Here is a 16,532-nt window from a genome sequence, read left to right as displayed (position 1 = left end):
CTACCTAATGTTTTTCTTTCAGTGAAATATCAAACTGCACAAGAGCTTAATTTAAATACTACTAATCGCTGCTACGGCTACACCAAGCTGATAAACAATCTGCGTTGCGGTGCTCCACAAGGTTAAGTTGTCCATGTAATCAGCATTCATTGGTACAACGATAGTGTCGCCCGCTTCTAAGAGCTGTGAATCATTAACTGCAAACCAGCTGCCGCTATTTGGAATTTTTACTGAACCATTTGCTTTAATGATATAGATTCGATCATCAGCGGCACGCTCTTTTAAACCACCACTGAGGCTGATGTAATCTTCAACGTCAATACCGGGTTTAAACAAGTGAGAAGTCGCGTAGTTTACTTCTCCAATAACGCTTATTGAGTCACGTTTGCTTGGGACATAAAGCGTGTCGCCATTTTGTAAAACTAGTTTTTGTTTGTTATCTGCAATCAGTGGAAGGTCAATAACTAAACGTCCTACAGCTTCAACATTTGCCAAATCAATAAGTAACTTGTTCATTTCTTCATAAGAAAGGGTGTTACTACTTACGGATTTTTCAAAGCTTTTTGTGGCAATGTCTCGACGTAAGTCTTCTGATAGTTTTGCTAACTGTTGTTGTTCTTGTTTTCGTATTGACTCACGAGTAAAGATAGCTGCATCGGGTTCTGCAAAGTCAGAAAAACCCCCAGCTCTTTCAAGCAGGTTAGTAAGGGTTTCTCCTCGTCGAATGGTGTATACACCAGGAAACTTAACTTCACCTTTTAGCTCAACTTTTACGTTTTCTTGCCAATTAGGAATAGAGAAAATATTAATACTATCTTTACTACGCAATATTTTATTTTCAGCTTTTTCACCTAGCATGGCTGCATGTAGGTCAAACTTGATGTGTTCAACTTTTGACGCATCACCCGCAACAATCCGAGTGATTTCAGCTTGTTCTGTATAAGCTGACTCAAGTAAGCCACCGGCTGCTGCAATAAGTTCATTTACTTCGCTGCCAACCGTTAACGGGTAAACGCCTGGGTACGCAACATGACCATTAATTTCAACAAGTTGCATTGCTGTATTAACAGAAGCTTGCTGTTTAAGCTTTGCTATAATTGGTTTTAATAAGTTATAGCGACTAAAGACTGCGTAATCTTCAGGTTCTAACTCCTGCTCTTCTTCTTTTGCTTTACGCTTCGATATTTCTGCGATGGTGAGTACTTTTTCTTCCTCAAGCTTGAAAGGGTCTTCTTCTTTTAAAACACCAATATAGCGTTCAAACTCTTTATTTTGATATTCGTGCCATTGCTTCACTTTAAATTGCTGTTGCTGTTGCTCTTCGCTTAACGCCATATTTGCAAGTGCAATTTCTTCAGCTTCTTTTTCTTGATAACGGCTAAAAACAAACAGTTTATCGTTTGCTTTTAACTCTAAATCATGACCTTGAGCTTTCACGATAGCTTGGGCAATATCAAATTGAAAAACCTCAATATCACCGGCAACGTTTATTTCACGTACCAGTAAGCCATAACCAAGATCGGCCTGTGGCAGTAAGTCGCCACGCACTGAAGTGAAAATATCTGAAATGCGTTTACCTTGATGCCATTGGTAATGACCAGGACGCGCAACAGCACCAATTAAGCTAACACTATTTTGATACTGTAAACTGATAGGGTTAAAACGAATACGGTCACCATCACGCGGAATATAGATAATTTTATCTGAGCTAAAGTCAACAGATAATACTTCTTTCATGTTGTGATTGTTAAAGCGCTCAACCAACGCTTTTTTAGCATATGCTTGTGGCTTTAAACCGCCAGCCATTTTTAAAAGCTGCTCTGCCGTTTCGCCTTTTTTTAACTCAAAAATTGCTGGACGTTTTACAAGTCCCTCAACAGCAACTTGCGAACCAACAGGCGGGATAAAAACAACATCACCTGGCTTTAATATAATATCGTTACTGCTATCACCCTTAATAAGCAGATCGTACAAGTCAAAATTTGCAACAACTTTACCGGCACGTTTAACTTGTATGTTTCGTAATGAGGCTATTTCTGACACCCCGCCGCTCACAAACAAAGCATGCGATACTGTAGTCAGTGATGACACACTGTAACTACCCGGTTTATAAGCTTCACCTAACACTAAAATACGAATACTACGAAGTTTACCGACCGATACAAACGCTTTAATGCCAATAACTTCCTGTTCAACTTTGGCTTTAATGAGCTCTTTTACTTCTGCAAATGTAAGCCCTGCAACTTGGACTGGGCTAAGATTTGGGATACTTATACGGCCTTCACGATCAACCATCACATCGTAGCTTTCACTTTCTTTACCATAAAAGTTAATAGTAAGCTCATCACCACGGCCAATTAGATAAGTATCTGGGACTGGGGCATTTTCGCTGGGCATAAATGTGGTTGGCTCACCAGCAAATAGCTCATAACCAAAAGGTTTTACTTCATCGACTTTCGGCGCAAAACGTTCATCGTCTGTGAGTTCTTCTTGTTCTTTTTCAAAGCGAGGTTGAATTGTTGACTCTTGTTCAACAGATTCTTTATTAGAGGTTTTGCCTGTTATGGTGGATAAATCGACACCATATTGCTTAGCAAGCGCTTCTTGCTGAGCTTTAGGAAGCTTTTTAAATTGCTCAATTTGAGCTGCTGTAGGGGTAAATGCCAATACTGATGCAGAAGTTAATAGCAAAAAAGTAATAAAGAGTCTTTTAAATAACATCACAAGTAGGGATTTCCATAGTTCTACAGTCAAAAAGATTGTCTATTCTACCTGAAATGACAAAAAATAAAAAAGGGACTTTCGTCCCTTTCTGTCATAAAAACATCAAAATTTTGATTTATTTAGTTAAAAACTGTAAACCAACGTTAATGAAGTCTCAGTATCTGTATTTTCTTTGTCGTCAGCTACATCAGAGTTGTGGGTAATGTTGTACGCCACTTTCATTTGCAGTGAACCATTAATTTTGGCAAGAATGGCTGATTCAGAACGTGTTTTGGTGTTGGTATCACCGTATTCCACAGAAACGAGCTGAGTGAAACGCGCACTGTCTGAAATTTGCCAATTGTAGTCAAGTTTACCTAACGCAATTACTTCACCTTCGCGCTCACCCGCAAGTGAGTTACCGTTTTCGTCAACTTCTGTGCTTGTGTCTGGGTATTGGAAGTATTTATAACCTGGACCCACTTCTGCATTTAACCACATATCAGAACGGTCGATTAATCGTAAACCATAACCCGCTGAAACTACGGTCTCATTACGGTAAGCACCAAAGTAATCAGATACGTGCGAACCGTAAATGAATAGGTGTGAATGTTTTTCGTTTAGCTTGTAGTTACCTTGTGCAGAAAAAGAGTACTTTTCGTTAGTACGCTGTGTTTCTTTAACACCGGCATCATTTTCGATCTCGTCTTCTTTATAAAGACCATCAAGCTTATATTCGTTATTCCAGCTCTCAAGGTTATGTAATACCTTTATGCCACCTTTTAGAGTGGTTGTTTCTGTATTACCGCTGGTTATGATGGCACCTAACTCACTCGTAACGTCCCACGTTTTCGTTTCATCGGCTGCGAATGCGCTAGTTGCAGCAGATGCTGCAACTAGAATTGATAAAGCTTTTAATTTCATTAAAAAATAACCTTTACTACTTTTAATTAGACAATTTAGTCTTCTTTGTGCAAATGAACGTCCATTTGCGGGAATGGAATAGTGATGTTTGCATCATCAAGTGCAATCTTAATGTTTTCCATTAAGTCGAAATATGTTGGCCAATAGTCAGCAGAGTTAACCCATGGACGAACCACAAAGTTTACGCTTGAATCGGCAAGTTCAGATACAGCTACTGTGTATGCAGGATCTTTTAATAAACGCGTTTCTTTGTCTAGTACTGACTTAAGCACTGCTTTTGCTTCTTTAAGATCAGCGTCGTAACCAACACCAATTACTAAGTCGATACGACGTGTAGACTCACGTGAATAGTTAACAATTGCATCGCCCATGATTTTTGAGTTAGGCATTACAATTACTTTGTTGTCTGGTGTGCGCATTTCTGTAGAGAAAATTTCAATTTTCTTAACCGTACCCGCTTTACCGCCAGCTTCAACATAGTCACCTGATTTGAACGGACGAAGTAAAATAATTAATACGCCAGAAGCAAAGTTAGATAATGAACCCTGAAGTGCTAAACCAACAGCTAAGCCCGCAGCACCTAAGATAGCAATGAATGATGTTGTCTCGATACCTAGTTGAGATAGAGCCATTAAGATTGTTGCAGCAAAAACGATTGCATAAACAATGCTCGCTACAAATGAACCTACCGCTTTATCTACTTTTTTCTTATCAAATGCTTTTTCAGTTAACCCTTCGCAGAATTTGGCGATGCGGCTACCAATAAAGAAGATAATTAGCGCCAGAACAGCCTGAACGGCGTAATGTATTATTAAATCTGAATTCTCATTGATCCAGTTCATTATTGTATCCATGTTCTCTCCTGAAGTTCATTTTTAGCGTAACGCTGTTGAAATTATATATGATCTTTGGTTAAAAAATCATTAAATAACATGCAGATTAATCAATGAGTGATTGCTTAATTGCAAAAGCGAGAGTCTAGCCCCCGAAACTGAACGCCAGCTGACCAGTGTTAAGTTTCTGAAATTTCTTACTCTTTCAACTTTTTTATCTTTTTTTATATTTAGGGGTTCACAAGCACACGTTAATTATGTAATATGCGCGCCACACCAAACATGGTGTATCTCAGTGGCGGCTGTAGCTCAGTTGGTAGAGCCCCGGATTGTGATTCCGGTTGTCGTGGGTTCAAGCCCCATCAGTCGCCCCACTTCTCTCCCCTTTGTATTTCTTTTGTTGTTCCTTTATAGATTTATTCTTAGCCTAGTTACCCTAGCATTATTTTATTTCAATTTTTAGCCTTTGTTTTTAACTCTCTGTTTTTATTCAGCACATCTTATACATTTCACCTTGCTTATTTTAAACCATAAAGCTATTTAAAAAGTTGCTGCGCGAACGCGCCATGCAAGCATAACGCCTACGGTTTAATGTAGGCGTGAAATTTATCTCGCGTGAATAGGTTGTAAGCAACGAGCATCGAAAAGCGAGATACGAGATGCGAGATGCGAGATGCGAGCTAGTACAGCTAAATCGAGATAGTTGTTTAATGCCGCCGAAAAGGTTTATTTTTTCGGCGTTAAAACGCCTCCTACGTGTGTCGTGTGCATCTTTTGTAGGAGGGGCTATAGTCGTGAATTTTAAAAGACAGGTTGCTGCGCAAACGCGCCATGCAAGCATAACGCCTACGGTTTAATGTAGGCGTGAAATTTATTTCGCGCGAAGAGGTTATAAGCGACGAGTTGCTAGGTGCGAGCTAAACCGAGATGGTTGTTTAAGGCCAGTTAAAAGGTTTACTTTTTCGGCGTTAAAACGCCTCCTACGTGGGTCGTGTGCATCTTTTGTAGGAAGGGCTTTAGCCGTGAATTTTATAAAGAGACGTTGCTGCGCAAACGCGCCATGCTAGCATAACGCCTACGGTTTAAATAAGACAAAAAAATGCCACCTTTCGGTGGCATTACACACGGGATTATTTCTATTTACTAGAAATGCTTTACATCAGTGCAAGGCCGACGATTTACTCGTCTTTACCTCACGCTTTTTAATTACTTCCAACTTTTCATTTTATGCCCTTTTACAGCATAGAAAAGTATGAATAAATAACAAGGCAACATCACAATATAAGCCATTTGTTGCGCCTCGGCACTTTTAACGCCGCCACTTGCCAAGCCCCAAAATAACGGACCAAATGCACCGCCGGCAATACCCATAACAAGCAAGCCCGATCCCACACTCGTAAGCTTACCTAAGCCCGAAAGCGCTAGCGGCCAAACTGCTGGCCAAACAATTGCATTGGCAAAGCCTAGCACAGCAATCAGCAATAAGGTATCAGGAAGTACCGATTTTAGGCCAAGCAATGTAGAAATAACGACCGACTCATTACTGCCTGTTACTATCGCAAGCGTTAACACACACCCTAACAGCGCTGAAATAGTCAGTGCTGCCTGCTGAGACAACACACGTGGAATCAATAAGATACCTAAAAAGTAACCAAGTACCATACAACCCATGGTGTACGATGTCATCACGCTGTATTGCTCGACACCCAATGACAGAGCAAAGCTACCAATGGTGTCACCAGCTATTACCTCGACAGCCACATACACAAACAACGCTACAATCCCTAACGCAAGGCTCGGATGTGCCAATGCTTTTTTAACTTGCCCAGGCTGCTGTTCATCAGCATCATCAATTAGTTCAGGTAACGGCATTTTGGTCACTGCGAAGCCAAGTATACCAATAAAAAGTGCCATCCCTAAATACGGTAATATTAAGCCATTGGCCATGGCATCGATGTCAGCTTGGCTGAGCTCTTTACCTACAAACCCTTTAAAATCACTCAGTATGAGTGCGGTAAACACAATCGGGGCTACAACCCCAGCACCTTTATTTAAAATACCCATAACACTTACACGGGCTGCGGCTGATTCCTCGGGGCCAATTCTTACCACATACGGGTTCACCGCTGTTTGTAGTAATGTTTGACCCGCGCCCATAACGAGTTGCGCAAATAAAAACAGTGCAAACACTTGTGTTTTTGCAGCAGGAATAAATAACAATCCTGCAACCATCATGGTTGCCATGCCAAGGGCCATACCATTTTTGTAACCCACTTTACGAATAATCATCGCTGATGGAATCGCAGTGAATGTTACCGCGATATAAAACGAGAAAATAATCAACGACGCCTGAAACGGCGAAAGCTGCAAAACTTGCTGCAGGAAAGGCATTAAAGAGCCATTTAACCAAGTAGCAAAGCCTAAGATAAAAAACAGCGTGGCAACGATAGCCATAGGTATTAGGCTGCTTTGTTTATTCGTTTCTGACATGGTAATTCCCATTCATAGCATTGACTCAATTTATCAACGCTATTTGTTCAAGATGATTATAAATACGTTTGATGAAATATTTATAACACTAACGCAACAAAAATGACAGCGCTGCCATTAAACTGACATCAAATTGTAGTCATAATACGATGCCTTTAGTTAAAAGCAAGATAATAAAAAAGGGCCAAAGGCCCTTTTAGTTTGCTTGTAATCTATTAATTTACATAGGTTATTCGGCTTGTTTGCTGCGAATTTAAACGGCTACGCAAGGCTACATTCGCATCATTTTCAACACTGATCGGATCAGCATAAAGCTGCCAATTTTTTCCATTATCTAGGCTGTATTCAATGCTTAAATAGTTAAACGCTGTGTTGGCTTTTAACGTCCCATTTTCAATAACAGCTCCCGGCACAGGTAAATGCAGATTGATACCATCTTGCGCCAGCTTTTCGAGCTCTTTTAAACCCACAGCGCTTGAGAATTCAGCCCAGTCTTTCGCTTGCTTTTTGGTATCGACATTTTCGCCTTCCCACTCTGCTTTGTGCCACGCACGTTCTGCAACTGACAAAATACGCGGAAAAATCATCGCTAACACCTGATCTTCAGTGCGGATAGTTTCAGACCACACCTGACCTTGCATACCCAGAATATTTTCAGGTTTCTCAAGCTTAGGTAACGGGCGACCAACCAAGGCTTCTAAATTAACAATTGGCTCGCGAGTACGGGTATAGTCTGCGTTCGCGTATACATCGTCTGGCATGTAGTTAAAGGTTTTTTTAGTATCGGTGTAACGGGTTGCCCAATAATAACCGCGCTCTTCTGGGCTGGCTTCATAGGGATGATCGAAATATAAGTGCGTGCCATGTGATAACACCACTTGGTAGCCCGCATTTGCTAACCGATATGCTCTGTCTGCAACGCCCCACTCCCAAATATTATCCCATGTATTAACCGTAAAGGTTTTATTTGGGAATTCATCACGTTTAAATGAATTCTCACGGTCATACATGATGCCGTCTTCCCAAATTCCTGGGGAAATACCGCGCTTTTCTAATAGTGTCGCGACGCGTTGCGTGAAATATGGTTTAAGATCAGCGGGGCCCGACACGCCATTACTCGGCTCGGCGAATAACGCCTGACAAACAGGTGAGCCAATCCATGAACCAGCCCCCACTTCATCACCACCAATGTGTAGGTTTGTCAGCTGTACGCCTGCTTCGCGGTACATTTGTTGTAATTCATACGTTACTTTATCTAAAAATGCATAGGTTGAATCCATACAGACATTTATCGAATTATCTTTGTAATTTTGTACCGTCATATACACTGAGGTGTCTTTCGGATCGGTCAGTAGATACTGTGTTGCAGGACCCATATCCACTTGTTGTATTTCTTGCTTGGCCGAGCCAGTTTTTATATTGTTTTTAGCTGCTTTTTCGGCTTGTTCGAGCATATTATGATAACGTGCCTCCATCGCTTTTATTGAAGCACGCGCATGCCCGGGTCCCTCTACTTCAGGGATGATCTGAATATGGCGATCTTTTGCGTATTTTAACAGTTCAACAAATTCTTCGCGTTTTAAGTAACCATTACCCGAACCTGTTTTAAATGGTCCCGTACCTAGCTGCGTTAATAAACAGGTGCGCTCTTCTAAATCAAAACAACGGTATCCACCTACCTCGGTAAGCTCCGGTAGGCCAGGTATTTCGAGTCGCCAACCTTCATCTTCAGAAAAATGCCAATGTAGCTTATTCATTTTATAGCGCGCCATTTGCTCAACGAGCTTAAACATGGCTTCTTTACCGTGAAAGTTACGGCCATTATCGTAATGCATACCACGCCAGCCATAGCGAGGTGAGTCTTCTAATTCAAGCTGAGGTAAGCTTGCTGAGCCTTGGGTTGCTGCTGGCATCAAATTAAGCACACTTTGCATCGCATAAAACACACCTGCATTATCACTGCCGACGATGTTAATGACTTCATCATCAATTTCGAGGGTGTAGCTTTCAGCTTTACCGGCATTCAGTGCAGGGTCGACTTTAAGACGAATAAGTTTCTCTTTACCAAGGTTAATATGGTCAGGCTGCGCTTTAAGGCTAATACCATAGTCATCTTGTAAGTCTTGCATAAACACCATTACTTCGTGCTTGAGCTGACCTTGATAACTAATTTGCCAATCATTATTGATGGTTGTTGTACCCCGGTTAAAGTCAACTTTACGTGGTTTTGGAATAATGCGTTTTAGTGCATCTTCTTTACTTACAGCAACGTTATCTGCATTGTTTCTTTCAAAACGTACTTTAGGCGTTGCAAGCACAGATAAATCTTTCGGCTCGTTATAGCGGTATAATTGGTTATCGCGCGTAAAAGGCATTACAAATTGTTTAAAGTCTTCGGTATCTGTGTTTGCAAATACCGCTGGCTTATTTTTTCCTGAAACAAAAAATGCACGCGGCATAAAATCACTGTAAGCAACAACCCATACTTGTGCATCAAAAGGCAGTTCTAGGCTTTCACCCGCTGCTAACCCTTTAAAGCTGCTCGTTGGCACTATACGGTGTAAGTCACCATTAACATGTTCAATATTTAAGCCTGCGACATGTTCGGTCGAAATTTTACGAACAGAATGAATATAAAGCTGCCAATCACTTTCACCCGCAGGCAAAGCCACGTCAGAGCGATTATTAAGCGTAATTTGACCTAAGAACCCCGCGTCTTTATTACGGAAATTATCTTCTACCGAAAATAGTAATTCAGTGTCTTTAGCAAAGTGATTAACCTGTGATTGCGTCAGTGTCGCATGTGCGACTACAGGTGATGCTACCAGTATCGCGGCGAGTATTGACCTCTTAAAATCCATTACTTTCTCCTCGTTTAAGCCCTGAGTTTACGGTATTTATTCCGTAATATTTGTCATTTTTGTTTATTATTCATAACTATCATATAAAAACTAAAATGACAGCGCTATCATTTTATTAATAATAAGCGTGTAGCTTCATCGTAGGAAGCGTTTTAACGCTAATTTTATTAAATAGATGTTGCTGCGCAAACGCGCCATGCAAGCATAACGCCTACGGTTTGTTGTAGGCGTGAAATTTATTTCGCGCGAAGAAGTTGTAAGTTACGAGATGTGAGATAAATAAGCTTCGAGAAGCGAGGTGCGAGATGCGAGCTAAACCGAGATGGGTGTTTAATGCCAGTTAATAGGTTTGCTTTTCGGCGTTAAAACGCCTCCTACGTGTGTGATGTATGTCACTTGTAGGAGTGGCTTTAGCCGCGAAAGAGTTATAGCAACGAGCATCGAAAAACGAGATACGAGCTAATACAGTTATACTGAGAAGGCTGTTTAATACCACTGAACAGGTTTGCTTTTTCGGCGTTAAAACGCCTCCTACGTGTGTCGTGTGTATCTTTTGTAGGAGGGGCTTTAGCCGTGAATTTTATTAAAAAGATGTTGCTGCGCAAACGCGCCATGCAAGCATAACGCCTACGGTTTGTTGTAGGCGTGAAATTTATTTCGCGCGAAGAGGTTGTAAGTAACGAGTTGCGAGATAAATAAGCTTCGAGAAGCGAGGTGCGAGATGCGAGATGCGAGCTAAATCGAGATGGCTGTTTAATGCCAGTTAATAGGTTTGCTTTTCGGCGTTAAAACGCCTCCTACGTGTATCGTGTGCATCTTTTGTATGAGTGGCTTTAGCCGTGAAAGGGTTATAAGCAACGAGCATCGAAAAGCGAGATACGAGCTAGTACAGCTAAATCGAGATGGTTGTTTAATGCCGCTGAAAAGGTTTGCTTTTCGGCGTTAAAACGCCTCCTACGTGTATCGTGTGCATCTTTTGTAAGAGGGGCTTTAGCCGTGAAAGGGTTATAAGCTTCGAGAAGCGAGGTGCGAGCTAATACAGCTAAATCGAGAAGGTTGTTTAATACCACTGAACAGGTTTGCTTTTTCGGCGTTAAAACGCCTCCTACGTGTGTGATGTATGTCACTTGTAGGAGTGGCTTTAGCCGTGAATCTTATAAAGGTGTTGCTGCGCAAACGCGCCATGCAAGCATAACGCCTACGGTTTGTTGTAGGCGTGAAATTTATTTCGCGCGAAGGGGCTATAAGCGACGAGGTGCGAGATAAATAAGCTTCGAGATACGAGATACGAGATACGAGATGCGAGATGCAAGATGCGAGCTAATACAGTTATACTGAGAAGGCTGTTTAATACCGCTCTGAATAGGTTTGCTTTTTCGGCGTTAAAACGCCTCCTACGTGTATCGTGTGCATCTTTTGTATGAGTGGCTTTTTGTAGGAGGGGCTTTAGCCGTGAATGTTATAAAAGAGATGTTGCTGCTTAAATGAGCCATGCAAGCATAACGCCTACGGTTTGTTGTAGGCGTTAAATTGATTTCGCGCGCAGAGGTTAAAGCGGCTTTTAAATCTTCATACAAAGATACTTCTCTTCTAGATACTCATCTAAGCCTTGATGACCACCTTCACGACCCAGGCCCGACTGTTTCACACCACCAAATGGGGCAACTGGGTTTGAGATAAGCCCTTCGTTGATGCCTATCATGCCGTATTCAAGTGCTTCACTTACGCGATAAATCTGTTTGATGTTGTCACTGTAAAAATAAGCAGCTAAGCCATAAGGCACATCATTGGCAAGTTTCAGTACTTCTTGCTCGTTATCAAAGGCAATAATGCTGATTACGGGACCAAACACTTCATCATGGTAAATATCCATCTCTGGGGTGACATCAGTCAAAATGAGTGGCGCTTGAAAACTGCCCTCAAGCTCCTTATTATCGCCTATTAAAGAAGCCCCTTTGTTCACCGCATCTTCGACTAAGCTTTGTACTTTCTCTTTTGCTTTTGGGTAAATTAATGGGCCAATATCCACCCCTTCATCAAGACCATTGCCTACCTTTAACTCTGCTACTTTGTCAGTGAGTTTTTCAAGTACGGTTTCAAGCACTGAGCGCTCTACAAAAATACGGTTTGCGGCGACACAGGTTTGCCCTGCGTTTCTAAACTTCGCGCCCATGAGCCCTGTAACGGCGTCATCTAAATTGGCATTTTCAAAAATAATAAAGGGAGCATTACCACCGAGCTCCATCGATGTGTTCTTAATTGTAGAAGCACACTGAGCGAGTAATTGCTTACCGACCCCAGTTGAACCTGTGAAAGTAAATTTACGTACGCGCTCAGACTCTGTCATGATTTCGCCGACCATTTTTGCGTTTTCAGATACCACCACATTTAAGGCACCTTTCACGAAACCGGCTTTATCAGCGAGATATGCAAGTGCAATTGCACACAACGGCGTATGCTCAGAAGGTTTAATAACAAAGCTACAGCCTGCCGCATATGCGGGGGCAACTTTACGCGTGATCATGGCAATCGGGAAGTTCCACGGTGTAATACCTGCTACCACACCCACGGGCTGCTTTATTGTTGATAAACGATGCTGACTATCCGTCGCAGGAATACTATCGCCGTAACTGCGTTTGGCTTCTTCGCTAAACCATTTAATAAACCCGGCGCCGTACTCCACTTCACCCAATGCTTCTTTTAAAGGTTTACCTTGCTCTTTGGTCATTAACTCAGCAAGTTGTTGTTTATGCTCAATGACTAAGTCGTACCAACGTCGCAACGTTTCACTGCGCTCAGTCGCCGTTGTTTGCTTTAGTTTGCTAAAGGCTTCGTCGGCACTTTTTATAGCCAGTTCAACCCCGGCTTTATCAATATTAGAGACATGGGTAATAGCCTCTGCGGTTGCGGGATTATCGACACTAAAACGCTGGCTTGTAGAATAAAAGTCACCGTCGATAAATGAATCAGAAAAAACCAAATCAGACATAGAACCTCCAAGTTAAAGACACTAGAAATCAGAAATCTGACGACTATCATCTGAAATCTACTATCTGACAGCTAAAAAACAAAAAACCGCTGTAGAGACCAAGCAACTACAGCGGTTTTTAGGTATTCAAAGCCGTTAAGAATTAATGCTCTTCATTAACGATATTGAGATTATACTTTGGAATTTCAACCACAAGATCTTCATCTTTAATGATTGCTTGGCAACCAAGACGTGACTCTGGTTCAAGTCCCCATGCTTTATCTAACATGTCGTCTTCTAGCTCATCACTTTCGTCTAAAGAGTCAAACCCTTCACGAATAATTAAATGACATGTCGTACACGCGCATGATTTTTCACAGGCATGTGGGATGCTAATGCCATTTTTAAGCGCAACATCTAATACAGTTTCGCCTGCAGGTGCTTCAATTGCTGCGCCTTCTGGGCATAACTCTTCGTGTGGAAGAAAAATAATTTGTGGCATACCTTACCTCGTTAAACTTCGTCTACTGACTGCCCTTGCAGCGCTTTTTTAATTGATGCGTCCATTCTACGCGCAGCAAACTCGCTACTTGCATTATCTACAGCTTCAATCGCTGCTTTAATTTCTGCCGGTGTTGTGGCACTTTCGCGTACCGCAATAAGTTTAGCAATTTCTGCTTTTAACACACTTAATTCTTGTTCATCAAGCAATTGGCTATCGGTTGCGAGTGAAGCTTCAAGTGCTTCAACAACACGTAATGCTTCAACTTGCTGCTCTTTGAGCATTCGCGCTTCCATGTCGTCTTTGGCATTTGTCATCGACTCTTTCAGCATATTAGCAACTTGATCATCCGATAAGCCAAATGAAGGTTTTACCTGTATTTCAGCTTGCACACCGGTTGATTTTTCCATTGCTGATACGCTCAATAGACCATCGGCATCAACTTTAAAAGTAACACGAATATGCGCAGCACCTGCCGCCATAGCCGGAATGCCCTTTAAGCTAAATTTAGCCAACGATCGACAATCATCTACTAATTCACGCTCGCCTTGCAGCACGTGTAATGACATCGCCGTTTGACCATCTTTAAAGGTGGTGAACTCTTGTGCACGTGCCACCGGGATTGTGGTGTTACGTGGAATGATTTTCTCGACCAAACCGCCCATGGTTTCAAGACCAAGCGAAAGTGGTAATACATCGAGCAATAACATGTCTGAATCGGGCTTATTACCCACTAACACATCTGCTTGCAGTGCAGCACCAAGGGCCACAACGCGGTCGGGGTCAATTGAGGTCAGTGGTTCTTTATCAAAAAATGCCGCAACTTGAGAGCGTACAATCGGCATGCGGGTAGACCCACCCACCATAACAACTTGCAGTACTTCTTGGTTTTCGATACCGGCATCTTTAACCGCACGTCGGCACGAGCGAAGCGTTTTCTTTACAAGTCCTAGCGCCAATTCATCAAAGGTTTCGCGCGTTACTTCAACTGTGTAGCTTTGGCCATCAAACTCTAAGCCAACGTTCACTGTTTGGTATTGGCTTAATGCTTCTTTACAGGCTTTTGCTTTATTGATGAATAAACGTAAAACCGATGCCGATAACTCGTTAACACCCGTTTGCTGCTTAAAGTAGTCAACCAGTAATGAGTCGAAATCGTCACCACCTAGGCTCGAATCACCGCCTGTCGCCATGACTTCGAATACCCCTTGATGCAGGCGTAAAATAGAGATATCGAAAGTACCGCCACCCAAGTCATAAACGGCAATAATGCCTTCTTGACCTGAGTCTAGGCCATAGGCAACTGCCGCTGCCGTTGGCTCGTTGAGTAAGCGTAAAACATTAATACCCGCAAGTTCAGCCGCGTCTTTAGTGCTTTGACGCTGTGCATCATCAAAGTACGCTGGCACAGTGATCACGGCGCCCATAATATCTTGGCCGGCAAAGCTTTCTTCAGCACGTTGTTTTAAGGTTTTTAATATTTCACTTGAAGCAGACACCGGGCTGATTGCGCCAGCAACAGTGCTAATGGCAAGTGAGCCATTATGTTCACAAAACTGATACGGTAATTGACCGTAACTTTGCTCAATTTCGGTTTGTGTTTTGCCTAAGAAGCGCTTCACTGAAATGAGTGTATTTGCTGGGTCTTGTGTAGCCGCTGCAGCCGCTTGTTCACCCACTAATATGCTGTCTGCTTGATACTGAACAACCGACGGCAGCATTGCATTACCTGCAAGGTCTGTTAGTGTGCGAGCTTCGCCACTTTGGACAGTCGCAACAAGTGAATTTGTTGTACCTAGGTCAATACCCACTGCCAATTTGTGCTCATGTGGTGCCGCGCTTTGCCCCGGCTCAGCAATTTGCAATAATGCCATAATGCTCTTTTAAACTCTTAAATAGCTGTTAAGTTACAACTAACGATTAATCATCAAATAAACTGTCTTCAATTCGCTCAAGTTCTTCGCGTAGCTTATAAACAAACTTTAACTTACGAATATTATCCGCCGCTGCCTGCCATTGCTGTTCATCATTGCTTGCTAGCTGAGCAGCCAGTTCGTTGCTGTATTGCGTGTCTAACTGTTTAATTTGCGTTTCAAACTGGGCAATTGCTGCATCAGGATCTGCGGCATTTTCAAGCTCTTCGAGCTCTTCTCGAAGCTCCATTTGCTGCATTAAGAATAGCGGATCTTGTAATGTTTGTTGTTCAGCACGAATATCAACGCCCAACTCACTAAGCATGTATTCAGCACGCTTTACCGGGTGTTTTAACATTTGTAATGCGTCATTGATTTCAGCCGCGTTTTGCACAGCAAGTAGTTTGTCGCGGCTACTAGCACTGGCATGACGATCTGGATGAACTGCACGTTGCAGCTCGAGGTAGTGTTTATTAATAGTCGCTAAATCAATGTTATAGTCTACTGGAATCGCAAATAACTCAAAGTAACGCATTACATAATCCAACTCGGTAAACAGAAAAAGAACAAAGCCCTACACAGGTAGGGCTTCAAGCAAGGAAAACGTGCTAGCTTAAACGGTAAAGCTTTCGCCGCAACCACACTCATCGGCCTGATTCGGGTTATTAAACTTAAACCCTTCGTTCAAACCTTCTTTAGTGTAATCAAGTTCAGTGCCGTCTATGTACACTAAGCTTTTTGCATCAACGATTACTTTCACACCGCGACATTCAAAAACTTCGTCGCCATCTGCTAACTCATCAACAAATTCAAGAACATAAGCAAGACCTGAACAGCCCGTCGTTTTAATGCCTACGCGAAGACCAATGCCTTTACCGCGATTTGCTAAAAATGATTCTACGCGGTTTGCTGCCGCATCTGTCAATGTCACTGCCATGAATTTATCTCTTACTTCGCTTGTTTGCTTTTGTAATCAGCAATCGCTGCTTGAATCGCGTCTTCTGCTAAAATTGAACAGTGAATTTTCACTGGTGGTAATTCAAGCTCTGCACTGATATCAGTGTTTTTGATTGTTGAAGCTTCGTCTAATGTTTTACCTTTCACCCACTCTGTTACAAGTGAAGAAGAGGCGATTGCGCTACCACAACCATATGTTTTAAATTTTGCATCTTCAATAACACCTTCTGGTGATACTTTAATTTGCAATTTCATTACGTCACCACACGCAGGTGCACCCACCATACCTGTTGCAACAGATGGATCATTTTTGTCTAAAGAACCCACGTTACGTGGATTTTCAACATGATCGATTACTTTATCACTATAAGCCATAATACT

Annotated in this window: 11 protein-coding genes and 1 tRNA gene; 1 reads left to right on the top strand and 11 read right to left on the bottom strand. The window is 42.1% G+C overall.

Annotated features, from left to right (window positions below):
* Positions 1-51: 51 nt before the first annotated feature.
* The 3 genes from LPA49_RS14585 to LPA49_RS14575 form a co-directional block, all read right to left on the bottom strand.
* Positions 52-2,721: an SLBB domain-containing protein gene (locus LPA49_RS14585; protein WP_118844701.1), complete on the bottom strand. Its 2,670-nt coding sequence runs from the start codon at positions 2,719-2,721 to the stop codon at positions 52-54.
* A 126-nt stretch (positions 2,722-2,847) separates the two neighbouring features.
* Positions 2,848-3,627: a YdiY family protein gene (locus LPA49_RS14580; protein ID WP_036973284.1), complete on the bottom strand. Its 780-nt coding sequence runs from the start codon at positions 3,625-3,627 to the stop codon at positions 2,848-2,850.
* 35 nt (positions 3,628-3,662) lie between these two features.
* Positions 3,663-4,481 carry a mechanosensitive ion channel family protein gene (locus LPA49_RS14575; protein WP_036973285.1) on the bottom strand — a complete coding sequence of 273 codons (819 nt, stop codon included), beginning with the start codon at positions 4,479-4,481 and terminating at the stop codon, positions 3,663-3,665.
* A 277-nt stretch (positions 4,482-4,758) separates the two neighbouring features.
* Between LPA49_RS14575 and LPA49_RS14570 the strand changes: the two genes are divergently transcribed.
* A tRNA-His gene (locus tag LPA49_RS14570) sits at positions 4,759-4,834 on the top strand.
* Between the two features lie 832 nt (positions 4,835-5,666).
* On the opposite strand, the gene nagP is transcribed toward LPA49_RS14570, so the two are convergent.
* From nagP to iscU, 8 genes are all read right to left on the bottom strand, one after another.
* Entirely contained in the window at positions 5,667-6,956 is a 1,290-nt protein-coding gene (gene nagP / locus LPA49_RS14565) for an N-acetylglucosamine MFS transporter NagP (protein WP_036973746.1), read from the bottom strand.
* 209 nt (positions 6,957-7,165) lie between these two features.
* Positions 7,166-9,811, bottom strand: a complete 2,646-nt coding sequence (locus LPA49_RS14560; RefSeq protein WP_230236900.1) for a family 20 glycosylhydrolase — start codon at positions 9,809-9,811, stop codon at positions 7,166-7,168.
* A gap of 1,561 nt (positions 9,812-11,372) precedes the next feature.
* Positions 11,373-12,800, bottom strand: coding sequence for an NAD-dependent succinate-semialdehyde dehydrogenase (locus LPA49_RS14555; protein ID WP_036973287.1), 1,428 nt, complete (start codon positions 12,798-12,800; stop codon positions 11,373-11,375).
* A gap of 142 nt (positions 12,801-12,942) precedes the next feature.
* On the bottom strand, positions 12,943-13,281 hold the full coding sequence (fdx, locus tag LPA49_RS14550; protein ID WP_036973288.1) for an ISC system 2Fe-2S type ferredoxin: 339 nt from the start codon (positions 13,279-13,281) through the stop codon (positions 12,943-12,945).
* Positions 13,282-13,292: 11 nt separating this feature from the next.
* Positions 13,293-15,155 carry a Fe-S protein assembly chaperone HscA gene (hscA, locus tag LPA49_RS14545; protein ID WP_036973289.1) on the bottom strand — a complete coding sequence of 621 codons (1,863 nt, stop codon included), beginning with the start codon at positions 15,153-15,155 and terminating at the stop codon, positions 13,293-13,295.
* Between the two features lie 46 nt (positions 15,156-15,201).
* Positions 15,202-15,729: a co-chaperone HscB gene (gene hscB, locus LPA49_RS14540; protein ID WP_230236897.1), complete on the bottom strand. Its 528-nt coding sequence runs from the start codon at positions 15,727-15,729 to the stop codon at positions 15,202-15,204.
* Positions 15,730-15,807: 78 nt separating this feature from the next.
* The gene (iscA, locus tag LPA49_RS14535) at positions 15,808-16,131 is read right to left on the bottom strand and encodes an iron-sulfur cluster assembly protein IscA (RefSeq protein ID WP_036973291.1); all 324 of its coding nucleotides are present in this window, start codon (positions 16,129-16,131) and stop codon (positions 15,808-15,810) included.
* Positions 16,132-16,142: 11 nt separating this feature from the next.
* Positions 16,143-16,526, bottom strand: coding sequence for a Fe-S cluster assembly scaffold IscU (gene iscU, locus LPA49_RS14530; protein ID WP_036973292.1), 384 nt, complete (start codon positions 16,524-16,526; stop codon positions 16,143-16,145).
* Positions 16,527-16,532 lie beyond the last annotated feature (6 nt).

Source organism: Pseudoalteromonas sp. MB41, assembly GCF_020966275.1.
Lineage (GTDB): Bacteria > Pseudomonadota > Gammaproteobacteria > Enterobacterales > Alteromonadaceae > Pseudoalteromonas > Pseudoalteromonas lipolytica.
Note: the sequence above shows the minus strand (reverse complement) of the source record. Positions and strands in the feature narration are given on the sequence as shown.

Excerpts from the sequence above, each read along its gene's own strand:
- LPA49_RS14585 (WP_118844701.1), bottom strand. The coding sequence starts at position 2,721 with ATGTTATTTAAAAGACTCTTTATTACTTTTTTGCTATTAACTTCTGCA.
- iscA (WP_036973291.1), bottom strand. The coding sequence starts at position 16,131 with ATGGCAGTGACATTGACAGATGCGGCAGCAAACCGCGTAGAATCATTT.
- hscB (WP_230236897.1), bottom strand. The coding sequence starts at position 15,729 with ATGCGTTACTTTGAGTTATTTGCGATTCCAGTAGACTATAACATTGAT.
- LPA49_RS14555 (WP_036973287.1), bottom strand. The coding sequence starts at position 12,800 with ATGTCTGATTTGGTTTTTTCTGATTCATTTATCGACGGTGACTTTTAT.
- LPA49_RS14575 (WP_036973285.1), bottom strand. The coding sequence starts at position 4,481 with ATGGATACAATAATGAACTGGATCAATGAGAATTCAGATTTAATAATA.
- iscU (WP_036973292.1), bottom strand. The coding sequence starts at position 16,526 with ATGGCTTATAGTGATAAAGTAATCGATCATGTTGAAAATCCACGTAAC.
- LPA49_RS14560 (WP_230236900.1), bottom strand. The coding sequence starts at position 9,811 with ATGGATTTTAAGAGGTCAATACTCGCCGCGATACTGGTAGCATCACCT.
- LPA49_RS14580 (WP_036973284.1), bottom strand. The coding sequence starts at position 3,627 with ATGAAATTAAAAGCTTTATCAATTCTAGTTGCAGCATCTGCTGCAACT.
- fdx (WP_036973288.1), bottom strand. The coding sequence starts at position 13,281 with ATGCCACAAATTATTTTTCTTCCACACGAAGAGTTATGCCCAGAAGGC.
- hscA (WP_036973289.1), bottom strand. The coding sequence starts at position 15,155 with ATGGCATTATTGCAAATTGCTGAGCCGGGGCAAAGCGCGGCACCACAT.